This is a genomic window from Kitasatospora sp. NPDC048540, assembly GCF_040651175.1.
In the GTDB taxonomy this organism is placed as follows: domain Bacteria; phylum Actinomycetota; class Actinomycetes; order Streptomycetales; family Streptomycetaceae; genus Kitasatospora.
On the sequence record NZ_JBEZIR010000120.1, the window covers coordinates 1 to 13,783 of the forward strand.

Here is a 13,783-nt window from a genome sequence, read left to right on the forward strand (position 1 = left end):
GCAGGTCCAGCGCGCGCAGCAGCCCGGCCTCGGCCTGTTCGAAGTCCCCTCGCCGGGCCGCCAGATCGGCGCGCAGGCCCGCCCGGCCCGCGGCCGGCCCCGGGCCGCCGGACGATCCCCGCCCGAAGACCGCCCAACCAGCCCGGACGGAACCGCTGATGATCTCCTGGCAAGCCCTCCAGTTCTACCTGCCGTTCGACCAGCGCTGGTACGAGACGGCCGGCCGCCACCTGCCCGAACCCGAGCACCTGGCGGTCTTCCGCTCCCTGGCGCCGGACGGCTGGCGGACCCGGCGGCGCGGGCTGTGGTTCATCGCGGACCCGCCGGCAGCCGGGCCCGGCCCGGCGCAGGGCTGGAAGCTGCACGTCACGGCGCTGCCCGGGGAGAGCGTGCAGGTGCTGCGGCTGGCGCTGCCGGTGCTGCTGCGGGCCGGGGTGCGGTTCAAGTTCCTGATCGATCCGTACGCGGTCCGGCTGACCGGCAACAAGACCTTCTCGCGGACCGCGAGCGGCAAGTTCATCACCGTGTACCCGGCCGACGAGCAGCAGTTCCACGCGGTGGGCGGGGCGCTGGCGGCCGCGCTGGAGGGCCGGACCGGGCCGTACATCCTCTCCGACCGGCGGTGGCCGGGGTCGACCGCCGTCTACTACCGCTACGGCGGGTTCGCCGCGGTCAACCGGCTGCGGCCGGACGGGCTGAGCGACCTGATGATCAGTGCGCCGGACGGCACCCCGGTGCCGGACGTCCGCGCGCCCTACTTCGAGGCCCCGGACTGGGCCGTCGACCCGTTCCCGCCGGAGCCGGAGGAGCCGGACGCGCCGCTGGCCGGACGGTACACCCCGCACACCGCGCTGGCGTTCGGCAACCGCGGCGGCGTGTACCTGGCCACCGACGCACAGACCGGCCGCGACGTGGTGCTGAAGGAAGCCCGGCCCGGGGTGATGGTCGGCCGGGCCGGGCGGTGGGCGGCCGACGTCCTGGCGAAGGAGTACCGGCTGCTCACCGAACTGGCCGACACCGGCCTGTTCGTGCGCCCGGTGGACTTCTTCCACGAGTGCGGCCACGCCTTCCTGGTCGAGGAGGTGCTGGACGGCCTGCACTACGGCCGGCACAGCATCGTCCACAACCCGGTGGTCACCCTCGGCCTGGAGCCCGAGGCGGTGCGCGCCTACCTGCTCGCACAGCGGACGCTGTGGCGCGGCCTGGCCCTGGCGGTCGCGGCCGCGCACGAGCGGGGCATCCTGCTCGGCGACCTGTCGTACACCAACGCCTTCGTCTCGCCGGACGGCGCGACGGTGCGGATCCTCGACCTGGAGACCGCGGTCCGCGAGGACGAGGACCACCATCTGGGCATCTACACAGTGGGGTTGGCGAGCCCGCGGCTGGTGGCGACGGACCGCTACGACCGGGCCGCCGACTGGCACGCGCTCGGCGCGCTGGTCCTCTCCTCGCTGATGGTGGTGAACAACACCACCGGCTTCCACCGGCCGGCGCTGCCGCGGTTCCTGGCCGCGCTGGCCGAGGACCTCGCGCTGCCCGCCGAACTGGTCGACCTGGTCGGCTGGCTGACCGACGCCGCGGCCACCGACGAGGACTTCGACGGCTCCGAGGTGGTCGAACGCATCGACGCACTGCCACTGGAGACGCACCCGGGCTGGGACCGGCCGGTCCCGCTGGCGCTGCCCGCGACCGTCCGCCACCACGGCACCGACCGGCCGCCGGGCCCGTCGGACGCCGAACTCGCCGCGCTCACCGAGCAGGTGGCCGCGTACGCGGAGGCGGTGGCCGACCCGCAGCGCGAGGACCGGCTGTTCCCGGCCGACCCGCTGGTGTTCCAGACCAACCCGCTGTCGGTGGCGTACGGCGCGATGGGCGTGCTGCACGGACTGCACCGGCTGCGCGGCGAGGTGCCCGAGCAGCTGCTGGCCTGGGCGCTGGCCCGGGACGTCGACCCGGGCCGGTACCCGCCCGGTCTGTACCTGGGCCAGGCCGGGATCGCCTGGGTCTTCGACGAGCTGGGCCGGCCCGAGGTGGCGGGCGCGCTGATGGACCGGGCCCGTGTCCACCCGCTGCGCTTCGCCGACCCCGGGGTGCTGCACGGCGCGGCCGGGTACGGCACGGCCTGTCTGCACCTGTGGCAGCGGCTCGGTGACGACCGGCTGCTGACGGACGCGCTGGAGGCCGGCGAGGCGCTGGCCGCCGGCTGCGTCCGCGACGAACGGGGCGCCCGGTGGCCGCAGGCCGGACCGGACGGCGAACGGGTCCGGGTCGGCCACGGCCACGGGGCGAGCGGCATCGCGCTGTTCCTGCTGTACCTGCACCTGGCGACCGGTCAGGAATGCTGGTACCGGCTCGGCCGGGAGGCGCTCGCCTTCGACCTGGGACAGGGCACCGTCATCTCCGGCCGGGCGCTGGTCTTCCCGGGCACCGCCCGCGAGCCGGGCGCCGAGGGCGGCGTGCTGCGCAACTACTGGGACGAGGGCACCGCCGGGGTGACCACCACCGTGCTGCGTTACCTCGCGGCCCGCCCGGACGCGGAGCTGCTCGCCGTGCTCCCCCGGCTGCTGGCCGACTCCGCGCGCAAGTACACCGTCCTGCCGCAGCTGTTCCACGGGCTGGCCGGGCTCGGCAACGTCCTGCTCGACGCCGGTGAACTGCTCTACGAGGAACGGTGGTTCGCCGAGGCCCGGCGGGTCGCCGAAGGGGTGCTGCTGAGCCGGATCGACCGTCCGCAGGGTGTGGTCTTCCCCGGCGAGCAGGCGCTGCGCGAGAGCACCGACTTCGCCACCGGGTCGATCGGGGTGGCGCTCTTCCTGGACCGGCTGCGGCACGCCCGCCCCGGCGGGCGGACCAACTTCAACTTCACCGTCGACGGGCTGCTGCCGTGAGCCCGCGGCTGCCGCGGCTGCCGCGCCGGATCTCCCTGCTGGGCGCCAATCCGGCGTTCCGGCGGCTGTGGATCGGGCAGTTCACCTCCGGCCTCGGCAGCTCGATGACGGTGCTGTCGATCCCGCTGCTCGCGGTCGCCACCACCGGCTCACCGGCCCGGGCGAGCGTACTGGCCACGCTCGGCTTCGTCACCACCTGGCTGACGGCCGTCCCGGCGGGCCAGCTGGCGGACCGGATCGGGCCGCGGCGGCTGATGCTGGGCTGCGACGCGGCCCGGCTGGTGTGCGTCGCAGCGGTGGCGGCCGGCGCACTGCTCGGCGGGCCGCCGCTGTGGCTGCTGGGCGTCTCGGTGGTGGTCTCCGGCGCCGCGATGATGGCGTTCAACCCCGCGTCCGGCAAGATGCTGCGGACCATCGTCCCCGCCGAGCAGCTGCCCGAGGCGGTCTCCGCCAACCAGATCCGCGGCTACACCGCCGGGGTCGCCGGCCCGGCCGCCGGCGGGGCGCTGTTCGCGCTCGGCCGGGCCGTCCCGTTCGCGCTCGACGCGCTCTCGTACCTGGTCTCGCTGGTGTGCGTCCGCGGCCTGCCGGCCGGCGCCGGCGCCGGGCAGGCGGCAGGCCCGCGCGGCTGGCCCGACCTGCGCACCGGGCTGGCGGTGCTGTGGCGCACGCCGTTCCTGCGCGGCACGCTCGGCTACTCGGTGCCGGCCAACACCGCGGTGTCGATGCTCACGTACGTGCTGCTGCTGCGCCCCGGCGCGGACGGCGGCGGCATCGGGGCCTCGCTGAGCGCCGCCGCCGTCTGCGGCCTGGTCGGCTCCGCCTTCGCGCCGTACGTGCACCGGCGGTTCGGGCTGCACCGGATCCTGCTCGGGGTCTGCCTGCTCCGGCTGCTCGGCACCGCGGCGGCCGCGCTGCTCGGCGGTCCGGTCGCGCTCGGCGCGGCGCTGGCGGGCGTGCTGCTGCTCGGGCCGGTGGTCGGCGCCGCGATCGGCACCACCACCCTGCTGGTGGTCGACTACGAGGTGTACGGGCGGGTGGTGGGCACCACCTCGTTCATCGGCGGCGCGCTGCAGCCGCTGGCGCCGCTCGCGGCCGGGTTCCTGCTGCAGACGGTCGGGGCGGCGCGGGCGCTGGCCGTGGTGGCCGTGCTGTTCGCGCTGTGCACGGCGGCGGTGCTGGCCGCCCGCCGGGGGCTGGACGTCAAGGTGCCCACGGCGGCGCCGGATGCCGCCCCGGCCGCGGCCTGAATCCGGCGCCGCGGCCGGGTCAGCCGGCGGCGGCCCGCCACTGCAGCGCGGGATCGTGGGCGAGCACCCGCTCGGTCATCCGGGCCAGCTCCGGGCCCGGGTCGACGCCGAGCTCCTCGCGCAGCAGCCGGCGCGCCGAGCCGAGGACGGCCAGCGCCTCGGCCTGCCGTCCGCAGCGGTACAGCGCCTGCGCCCGCAACGCCCAACCGGACTCGCGCAGTGGGTAGTCGGCGGTCAGCTCCTCGCTGTCGGCGAGCGTCAGATGGTGCTCGCCGAGCGCCAGCCGGGCCGCCACCCGGATCTCCCGGGCGGTGGAGCGCAGCTCCGCCAGGCGGGCGGTCTCGGCCTGCACCAGCCGCAGTCCGGCCAGGTCGGCGTAGGCCGGGCCGCGCCACATCCGCAGCGCAGCCTCCACGTGCGCCAGCGCCTCGGCGGGGTGCCCGTCGGCGGCGGCGGACGCACCGCCCAGCACCAGCCGGGCGAACCGGGCGCTGTCCAGCGCGTCCCGCCCGAGCTCCAGCCGGTAGCCGCCGGCGTGCCGCAGCAGCACCACCGGCGTCTGCCGGGCGCACCGCCACGGTTCCAACGCCCGCCTCAGGTCGGCGACATAGGTGTGCAGCGCCTGCCGCGGTTTGTCCGGCAGCCGTTCCTCCCACACCGCGTCGATGATCTGCTCCTCGCTCACCAGCGCGCCGCGCGCCAGGATCAGCGCGGCCAGCACGGTCTTGGGGCGGCGGCCGCCGAGCGGGGCGCGGATCCCGCGCACGGTCGCACCGATCGGCCCGAGGACGTCGATCGTCGGTTCTGTCGCGTTCAGGTCCATAGGGCGAGCGTGAACCGCGGCGGCGGGCTTCCCAATGGGGGCGGGCCCCCGTATTCCGCCGGGCCGCTCGCACGGCCGCGGCCCCCGGCGGGCGGGCCGGCCACGGCCCGGGACCGGCGGGGTTCCCGGCGGCGGCGCGTCCGGCGGCCGCGCGGGCCCGCCGCGGAATCCGGGGGCCGGCCCCCATGTCCTGACGGTCCGTCGGTGGCATGCTCTGCGCATGACGCATCCTGGGGTGGGGGACGGTGCCGGCGAGGCGGGCGGCCCGTGGTGGGCCCGCGGCCTGACCTTGGCGGACCGGATCGCCGGGCCCGTACCGCCGCGCCCGGCCGGCGGCGGCCCGCTCGCGGACCCGGTGGCCGAGCGCCGGCTGCAGGCCTGGCGGGACGACTTCGCCGACGGCCGGTTCGCCGCGCGGCTGGCCGCGGCCGGCCTGGACGAGGCGGGGCTGGCCGCCGTGCTCGCCGAGCCGCCCGCCGACCTGGCCGCCCGGGTGGGCGAGCCCGCCTGGGCCGGGGAGGTGCGCCGGGTCCTCGCCGCGGCCCCGGCCGCGGGGCGGCTCCCCCCGCCGGGCACGTCCTGGGCGGCCGGTTTCGCCACGGTGCTGGCCCCGTTCACCGACCGCGCCGCCGACCGGCTGCTGGCCGCCCCGGAGCTGGCCGGCGCCTGGGAGGTCGCCGATCCGCAGGCGCTGCGGCGGTGCTTCGCCGAGCAGGTGGCGGCGCTGCTGGTACGGCAGGCCCGGCGCACCCTGGTGCTGGAGCTCAACGTGGCGCGGGTCGGCGGCGAGCTGTCGGGTGCCACCCCGCAGGAGCGGTTCGCCGACTTCGTCCGCCTGGCGTCCGGCCGCGACCGGCTCGCGGCGCTGCTGGCGGAGTACCCGGTGCTGGCGCGGCTGCTGGCCCAGACCTGCCGGCACGCGGTCGCGGCCTGGACCGAGTGCCTCGGCCGGTTCGCGGCCGACCGCCGGGCCCTGGCGGCCGTCCTGCCGGCGGGCGCCGAACCGGGCCGGCTGGTCGGGCTGGTGACCGGCGCGGGCGACCGCCACCAGCGGGGCCGGGCGGTGGCGCTGCTGCGCTTCGAGTCCGGCGACCGGGTGGTGTACAAGCCGCGGCCGGTCGAGGTGCACCGGCACTTCAACGACGTGGTGCGCTGGCTGAACGCCCGGCTGCCGGGGCCGGACCAGGCCACCCTGGCGGTGCTGGAGCGGCCCGGGTACGGGTGGGTGGAGTTCGCCCGGGCCGCGCCCTGCCGGGACCGGGCCGAGGTCGACCGGTTCTACCGGCGGCTGGGGGTGCTGCTGGCGCTGCTGCACGTCCTGGGCGGCAACGACATCCACTACGAGAACCTGATCGCCTGCGCCGCCCAGCCGGTCCTGGTCGACCTGGAGACCCTGCTGCACCCGTCCCCGGCCCGGCCGGAGCCGCTGGGCGGCGATCCGGCCCTGCGGCTGCTGGACTCCTCGGTGCACCGGATCGCGCTGCTGCCGTTCCACCTGGTCGGCGACCACGGGGTGCTGGACATCTCCGGGCTGGGCGGCGACCGGGACACCGTGCACCCGCTGGACGTCGCGGGCTGGGAGGCGGCGGGCACCGACGAGATGCGGCTGGCCCGCGGGCCGGTGACGTTCCCCGGCGCGGCCAACCGGCCCCGGCTGGACGGCGCCGACGCCGACCCCGGCGAGTACGCCGGGTCCCTGCTGGCCGGCTTCCGGACCGGGTACCAGGCGCTGGCCGACGGCGCGGACGAACTCGCGGGCCCGGACGGCCTGCTGGCCCGTTTCGCCGCCGACACCACCCGGGTGCTGGTCCGGCCCACCCGGCGGTACGCCGCCCTGCTGGACGAGTCGACCCATCCGGACGTGCTGCGCGACGCCCTCGACCGGGACCGGCTGCTGGACCTGCTGTGGCGCGAGTCGGAGGGCGACCCGGTCCGGGAGCCGCTGGTCACCGCCGAGCTGGCGGAGCTCTGGGCGGGCGACATCCCGCTGCTCGGCTGCACCCCGGCCGCCTGCAGACCCGTCGTCGACGGCGCCGAGGCCGGCCCGGGCTGGGCCGAGTCCGGGCTGGAGCAGGCGGTCCGCCGGCTGGCCGGACTCGGCCGCACCGACCTGTACGACCAGGAGTGGATCATCCGGGCCGCGCTGGCCACCAGGCGGCGCGGCCCGGCCGGGGCCCGGTCCGGCGCGCGGCGCGGCCCGTGCCCGCCGAGCGTGCCCGACCAGGAACGGCTGCTGGCGGCGGCCTCCGGGATCGCCGACCGGATCCTGGCCCGGGCGCACGGCGACCGCCACCGGGTCAACTGGCTGACCCTGGAGCCGATCGGCGCACAGCACTGGGCCCTGATGCCGCAGGGCGCCGGCCTGGCCGGCGGCTACTGCGGGACGGCGCTGTTCCTGGCCCGGCTGGCGGCGCTGAGCGGCGTCGAACGGTACGCGCAGGTGGCCCGCCGGGCCGTACGGCCGGTGCCCGCCCTGCTCGCCGCGCTCGCCGACCGGCCCGAGCACCTGGCCGCGGTCGGCGCCGACGCCTTCGACGGTCTCGGCGGGATCGCCTACGCGCTGGGCCAGCTGACGCACCTGCTGGCCGACCCGGAGCTGGCCGCGTCCACCGCACTGGCGGTGGAGCTGACCGCCGCGGCCGCGGCCCAGGACCCGGCGCCGGCCGACGGCGACCCGGGGGTGCTCGCGGCGATGCTGGCGGTCCACGCGGCGACCGGCGACCGGCGGGCCCTGGACACCGCCGACCGGTGCGCCCGGCGGCTGGCCGCCGGGCCGCCCGGACCGCCCGCCGCCGGGTCGGCGCTGCTGCGGTACGCGGCCGCCACCGGCCGCGGCGAGTTCGAACAGCCGGGCCTGCGGCAGCTGGTGGCGGCCGTCGCCGGCCCGCCGCCGGCCGTCCTGGGCTGGGACGGCGGTCTGACCGGTGCGGCCCTGGCGGTCGCGGCGGCAGGGCCCGCGGCGGCCGGCGATCCGCGGCTCGACCGGTACGTCGCCGCCGCGGTCACCACCCTCGCCGAGCACGGTCCGCTGCCCGACCACAGCCTGCGCCACGGTGAGGCCGGGGTGCTCGAACTGCTGCTGGCCGCCTCCCCGCAGGGCGCCGTGACGGGCCTGACAGCGGGCCGGGCCGGCACCCTGCTGACCGCCCTGGACCGGTACGGGCCGCGCTGCGCCACCCCCGACGCCGTCGCCGTCCCCGGCCTGCTCGGCGGTCTGGCCGGGATCGGGTACGCGCTGCTGCGGCTGGCCTTCCCGGCCCGCACCCCCTCGGTGCTGCTGCTGGATCCCCCCGACTCTCCGGCCCCGCGCACCCCGGCGCCGTCGGAGCCCACCGCACCATCCGCCTCGAACGGGAGAAGCCTGTGAACGCATCGACGCTGGTCGCCCTCTGGAAGGACCCGGCCGCCCGCGCCGGCTCGGACGTCCGCCACCCCGCCGGGGAGATCCGGCTCACCGCGGCGGGCGGCCCGCCGGCCGCCCGCCGCGCCCACCTGCTGACCGGACTGACCGGTTCCGCGACCGGGACCAGCCAGGAGACCATGGACACCACCACCTCCGAGATCACCGTGACGAGCCTGTCCTTCCACTGACGACCCGTCGCTGACCCGACGTCAGGAGCCGCTCGGAGGACCGGTATCCACCATGGTGGAAACCCGGCCCGATCCGTTAGCCTCCGTGGATGCTCATCACATCGCCGGTGGTCATCGGACGTGCCCGGGAGCTCGGGCTGCTCGGGGCGGGCCTCGCCGCCGCCCAGCGGGGCGAGGGCCGCGCCGTCTTCCTGCTCGGCGAGGCCGGGATCGGCAAGTCCCGGCTGGCCGCCGAGTGCGCCTACCGGGCGGTCGCGGACGGCACCGTGGTGCTCCGCGGCCGCGCCGGCTCCAGCGGCGCACCGGTACCTTTCCGGCCGATCACCGAGGCGCTGCTGGCGCTGTTCCGGATCGGCGGCCCGCCGCAGGACCCGGCCCTGGCCCCGTACCGGCCGGCGCTGGCCGCACTGGTCCCGGAGTGGCGCGGCACCGCCGGCCCCGAGGTGACACCCTCGCTCACCGAGACCGCCGAGGCGTTCCTGCGGCTGCTGGCCGCCGTCGGGCGCGGCCCGGCCGGCCGGCGGCCCGCCGGCTGCCTGCTGATCGTCGAGGACCTGCACGACGCGGACGCCGAGACCCTGGCGGTGGTCGACCACCTGGTCGACAACCTCGCCGGCCTGCCGGTCCAGCTGGTCGCCACGCTGCGCTCCGGGGCCGGCCCGGCCGCCGAACTCGCCCACGCCGCCGGTGCCCGCCGCGCCGCCGACCTGGCCGAGCTGCGCCCGCTCGCCCCGGCCGAGGTCCGGGCGCTGGCCGAGTCCTGTCTGGCCGCACCGGTCGGCGGCCTGCCGGAGACGGTCACCGCCCGGCTGGTCCGGGACTGCGGCGGGAACCCGTTCGTCGTCGAGGAGCTGCTCAGCGGCATGGTCGCCGCCGGGGTGATCCGCCAGGACGGGCAGCAGGGCTGGCAGGTCGGCGGCGACCTGGGCATCGAGGTCCCCACCACCGTGGTGCGCAGCGTCGCCCAGCGGGCCGCCCGGCTGGACCCGGCCGCCCGTGAACTGCTGTACGCCGCGGCCGTGCTGGGCCGGCGGTTCGCGCTGCCGGTGCTGCAGCTGGTGACCGGGCTGGACGACCGCAGCCTGCTGATCCACCTGCGCGCGGGCATCGACGCCCAGCTGATCTCCCCCGGCGGTCCGGTCGCCGACTGGTACGAGTTCCGGCACGCCCTGACCACCGACGCGCTGCTGGCCGCGCTGCTGCCGGTCGAGCGGGCCGCGATAGCCCGGCGCGCGGCCGAGGCGGTGGAACAGGCCCACCCGGGGCTGCCCGGCGAGTGGCGCCACCTGGTCGCGGTGCTGCGGCAGACCGCCGGGGACACCGCGGCCGCCGGGCTGCTGTTCGCCGAGGCCGGCCGCGGCGCGCTGGCCGGCGGCGCCGTCAGCTCCGCGGTGTCGCTGCTGGAACGCGCGCACGGCCTGATCGCCCCGGACGACGGACCGGAAGGCCCGGGGCCGGACGGCGGGCCGGCGGTCGGCAGCGTCGGGGAGCGCCCGGCGGCCCCCGAGGACGCCACCGCCGTCCTGGAGAGCCTGGTGTTCGCGCTGGTGGAGACCGGCCGGCTGGACCGGGCGCTGGCGCTGGCCGAGACCGTCCCGGTCGGCGGCCCGGGCGCACTGGACGACGCCCGGACGGCGGCCCTGCACACCCGGCTCGCCTGGGCCGCCGTCTCGGCGGGCCGGCCCGCCGACGCGGCCGCCCAGGTGGCGCTGGTGCGCGCCCTGCTCACCCGCTTCGACGGCTCCGCGCACACGCCCGCCCTGGACGTGGTCGAGGCCCACCTGGTCCTCACCGCCGCCCCCGCCGAGGGCGCCGCCGCCGACCGGACGGCCGAGGCCCAGCGGCTGGCCCGGCGCGCCGCCGAGCAGGCCGAACGGGCCGGACTCCCGGAGGTCGCCTGCCAGGCGTGGCAGTTGCTGGCGATGCTGGAGCGCCGGCACGGCTTCGACCGGGCCGACGCCTGCCTGGAGCGGATCCTCGCGCTCGCCGTCCAGGAGTCGCTGCCGACCTGGCAGGTCGACGCGCTGCTGCGGCTCGGCGTCAACGAGTTCATGCGCAGCGGCTCCTCGGCCCAGCTCGAACGGGCCCACCGGGCGGCGCTAGGCCTCGGGGCGCTCGGCCTGATGCACACCGCCGAGGCCACCTTGGCCATGCAGGCCGTGCTGCGCGGCGAGTACCGGGCCGCCGGCGAGCTGACCGACCGATGTCTGGAGGCGACCGCGGGCCTGCGCAACGTCGACCACCACCAGTTCGTGCTGCTCACCCGGGCCGCCGTCGCCGCCCACCAGGGCCGCCGCCCCGAGATGGAACGCGAACTCGACCGGTTCCGCCGCTGGGACGGCGACCGCTCGCTGCAGCTCCCGCTGGCGTACGGCAACTGCCGGGCGGTCTGCGCGCTGCTGGAGGAGGACCGGGACCGGGCGCTCACCGAACTGGAGCACGCCCGGCTGTGGGAGGAGCAGAACCCGACCGTCTTCTACCTCAACGGCCGCTACGGGCTGCGCCCGCTGCTGCGCGCGCTGGCCGGGCTCGCCGACCCGGCCGAACACACCGCCGCGGCCGCCGACCCCGCCGCCGGGCTGCTGTGGAACCGGCAGTTCGAGCGGCTCGCGCACGCCGTCCACGAGGGCCGGGCCGGACGCCACGACGCGGCCGCGCTGGCCGTCGAGGAGGCGGTCACGGCGGGCCGGCCGTTCCTGATGGCCCGCCACCTGGGGCTGCGGCTGGTCTCGGAGGCGGCGCTCGCGGACGGCTGGGGCGACCCGGTGCGCTGGCTGCGCACCGCGGAGGAGTACTTCCACGGTGCCGCGGTCCCGGCGGTCGCCAACGCCTGCCGCCACCTGCTGCGCCGGGCGGGCGCCAGCGTCCCGCAGCGCCGCACCGGCGCCGACCGGGTACCCGCGGAGCTGCGCCGGCAGGGTCTGACCGTGCGCGAGCACGAGGTGCTGCTGCTGGTCGCGCAGCGGCTGGGCAACCAGGAGATCGCGGCCCGGCTGCACATCTCCCCGCGCACCGTGGAGAAGCACGTCGCCAGTCTGCTCACCAAGACCGGCCGTCCGCACCGCACCGCCCTGAGCGACTTCGCCGCGGCCGCCACAGCCGGGCCGGCGGGTCTCCCGTCGCCGCCCCGGCTGGTGCGCTGAGCGCCACCGGCGCCCGGCGCCCGGCGCCCGCTCAGTCGGCCGCCCCGGGCGGCCGGGGGGTGGTGCCGTACGGGCGGTGCTCCGGGCCGGCGGCGCCGCGCCGGGGGTCGCCGCCGGAGGCCAGCCGGGACACCACCTCGGTGAGTTCGTCGCAGGCCTGCTGGATCTTGCGGTGGGTGTTCTGCCGTTCGGCCACGATCGCGGCCAGCAGCAGCCCGGTCAGCGCCGCCGAGCCGTTCAGCGCCTGCAGCGTGACCATCTGGTGCAGCACGCTCTGCCCGGCGAACGGCCCGGCGTCCTCGGTCGCGGCGGTGATGGTCAGCACGGAGGCCGCCAGCACGCACGGCGCGGCCCCGGCCAGCTCGAACCGCAGGGCCGCCCACACGATCAGCGGAAAGACCAGGAACAGCAGGTCGAACGGGCTGCGCGCGGCCACGTACCCGACCACGACGGTCACGGCCAGCAGGACTGCGGGCTCCAGCCAGCGGGGCCGCAGCTCGGCGCCGGGCAGCCGGAAGCGGTGGGCCGCCAGCAGGACCGGCGCGACCACCAGCACGCCCATCGCGTCGCCGACCCACCAGGCCGACCAGGTCGCCCAGAACTCCTCGCCGGTCAGGGAGCCGCCGACCAGCAGGGTGGTGCTGCCGACGGTGGCACTGATCAGCATCCCGGCCAGCGCACCGAGGAACACCAGCGCCACCCCGTCGCGCAGCCGGTCCAGCTCGGGCCGGAAGCCCGCCCGGCGCAGCGCGAGGCAGGCGCAGACCGGCGCCAGCGTGTTGCCCGCGGTGATCGCCAGGGCGCCGGCGTCCACCGACCCGATGCTGGCGATCACCAGCAGCGCCCCGGCGGCGACACCCGGCCACAGCCGCAGGCCGTACAGCAGCAGGGCGGTCACGGCGATGCCGGTGGGCGGCCAGAGCGGGGTGACCCGCGCGCCGGCCACCACGACCTGCTCCAGCAGGCCCAGCCGTCCGGCCGCGAAGTAGGCCGCCGCGACGGCGGCCGCCTGCAGGACCACCTTGAGGCCGCGGGACGCGTCGATTCTCACCATCCCGGACATCAGACCGCGCGGGCGGCCCGCGGGCGGGCGTGACACGCGCGGGCCCGGGCGGGCACTTCCACGGGACGGCGACCGCCGGCGCCCTACCGGGCCGCCGGGTCGTCGCGCAGCACCAGCACGGCGGCGTCGTCGGTGTGGCCGGTCAGCTCCGCGACCTTGATCACCTCGGCGGCGAGCTGGTCCGGCTCTGCCCGGACCCCGGCCCTGACCACCCGTTCCACCTCCGCGAGTCCCTCCTCGACGGAGAAGGAGGGGCCCTCCACCACGCCGTCGGTGACCAGGACGTAGGCGCCGTCGGTGGGCACCCGGTGGCTGACCACCGGGTAGTCCTCGCCCGCCAGGATGCCGAGCGGCAGTCCGCCGGAGTCGTCCCAGGCGACCCCGCCCCGGCCGTCGGGGCCCGCCCACACCGCGGGGACGTGGCCGGCCCGGGCCACCGTGAGGTCGCCGTGCTCGGGGTCGAAGCGCAGGAAGGTGCAGGTCGCGAACAGTCCGAAGTCGAGTGAGACCAGCAGGTCGTTGGCGTGCCGCAGCACCTCGCCGGGGTCGACGGCGAAGGAGGCGACGGCCCGCAGGCCGACCCTCAGCTGTCCCATGAAGGCGGCGGCCTCCACGTCGTGGCCCTGGACGTCGCCGATCGAGAAGGCCAGCGCGCCGTCCGGCAGCCGGAACCCGTCGTACCAGTCGCCGCCGATGTCCAGGCCGTTGCGGGCGGGCGCGTAGCGGGCGGCGGTGCGCAGTCCGGGGCAGCGCGGCAGCGCGGCGGGCAGCAGTTCGCGCTGAAGCGCCTCGGCCAGTTCGACCCGGGCCCGCTGCATCTCCGCGCGTTCCAGGGCCTGGGCGGTGAGCCGGCCGAGTTCACTCAGCAGGTCGTCGGCGCTCGCGGGACGGTCGGGACGGCGTCGCACACTGACCCTCCGGGAGCTCGGTCTGCCGGGCCGCGGCCGCCTCGTCCGTCGCCGCGCCAAGCCGTACGGTCATGCTATTTCCGCCGCCCGCGCCCCGCCCGCCCGTACCGCTGCGGC

At 77.5% G+C, this 13,783-nt stretch carries 8 protein-coding genes; 5 read left to right on the forward strand and 3 right to left on the reverse strand.

The features are described 5' to 3' along the window. The first annotated feature begins 158 nt into the window (after positions 1–158). Both lanKC and AB0D08_RS32390 read left to right on the forward strand, forming a co-directional pair. Positions 159–2,888 (forward strand): class III lanthionine synthetase LanKC, encoded by a 2,730-nt coding sequence (gene lanKC, locus AB0D08_RS32385; RefSeq protein WP_359893815.1) that lies wholly within the window; start codon positions 159–161, stop codon positions 2,886–2,888. Further along, positions 2,885–4,138: an MFS transporter gene (locus AB0D08_RS32390; RefSeq protein ID WP_033825652.1), complete on the forward strand. Its 1,254-nt coding sequence runs from the start codon at positions 2,885–2,887 to the stop codon at positions 4,136–4,138. Before lanKC ends, AB0D08_RS32390 begins: the two co-directional genes overlap by 4 nt. A 19-nt stretch (positions 4,139–4,157) precedes the next feature. Here AB0D08_RS32390 and AB0D08_RS32395 read toward each other — a convergent pair whose 3' ends face one another. Continuing rightward, on the reverse strand, positions 4,158–4,961 hold the full coding sequence (locus tag AB0D08_RS32395; RefSeq protein ID WP_051814303.1) for an AfsR/SARP family transcriptional regulator: 804 nt from the start codon (positions 4,959–4,961) through the stop codon (positions 4,158–4,160). A 220-nt stretch (positions 4,962–5,181) separates the two neighbouring features. On the opposite strand from AB0D08_RS32395, the gene AB0D08_RS32400 reads away from it, so the two are divergent. From AB0D08_RS32400 to AB0D08_RS32410, 3 genes are all read left to right on the forward strand, one after another. Then, positions 5,182–8,328, forward strand: a complete 3,147-nt coding sequence (locus tag AB0D08_RS32400; RefSeq protein WP_359893817.1) for a type 2 lanthipeptide synthetase LanM family protein — start codon at positions 5,182–5,184, stop codon at positions 8,326–8,328. Then, on the forward strand, positions 8,325–8,552 hold the full coding sequence (locus AB0D08_RS32405; protein WP_359893819.1) for a hypothetical protein: 228 nt from the start codon (positions 8,325–8,327) through the stop codon (positions 8,550–8,552). The genes AB0D08_RS32400 and AB0D08_RS32405 overlap by 4 nt, the downstream gene beginning before the upstream one ends. An 89-nt stretch (positions 8,553–8,641) precedes the next feature. Continuing rightward, positions 8,642–11,695 (forward strand): AAA family ATPase, encoded by a 3,054-nt coding sequence (locus AB0D08_RS32410; protein WP_359893820.1) that lies wholly within the window; start codon positions 8,642–8,644, stop codon positions 11,693–11,695. A 31-nt stretch (positions 11,696–11,726) separates the two neighbouring features. Here the strand turns inward: AB0D08_RS32410 and AB0D08_RS32415 are convergent, their stop codons facing one another. Together AB0D08_RS32415 and AB0D08_RS32420 are read right to left on the reverse strand one after the other, a co-directional pair. Continuing rightward, entirely contained in the window at positions 11,727–12,749 is a 1,023-nt protein-coding gene (locus AB0D08_RS32415; protein WP_359893822.1) for an MASE1 domain-containing protein, read from the reverse strand. Between the two features lie 92 nt (positions 12,750–12,841). Beyond that, positions 12,842–13,666, reverse strand: a complete 825-nt coding sequence (locus AB0D08_RS32420; RefSeq protein WP_033826050.1) for a PP2C family protein-serine/threonine phosphatase — start codon at positions 13,664–13,666, stop codon at positions 12,842–12,844. Positions 13,667–13,783: the final 117 nt, after the last annotated feature.

What these genes read in the sequence shown, in the direction of transcription:
- lanKC (WP_359893815.1), top strand. Translation starts at nt 159, where the DNA reads ATGATCTCCTGGCAAGCCCTCCAGTTCTACCTGCCGTTCGACCAGCGC.
- AB0D08_RS32395 (WP_051814303.1), bottom strand. Translation starts at nt 4,961, where the DNA reads ATGGACCTGAACGCGACAGAACCGACGATCGACGTCCTCGGGCCGATC.
- AB0D08_RS32400 (WP_359893817.1), top strand. Translation starts at nt 5,182, where the DNA reads ATGACGCATCCTGGGGTGGGGGACGGTGCCGGCGAGGCGGGCGGCCCG.
- AB0D08_RS32410 (WP_359893820.1), top strand. Translation starts at nt 8,642, where the DNA reads ATGCTCATCACATCGCCGGTGGTCATCGGACGTGCCCGGGAGCTCGGG.
- AB0D08_RS32415 (WP_359893822.1), bottom strand. Translation starts at nt 12,749, where the DNA reads ATGGTGAGAATCGACGCGTCCCGCGGCCTCAAGGTGGTCCTGCAGGCG.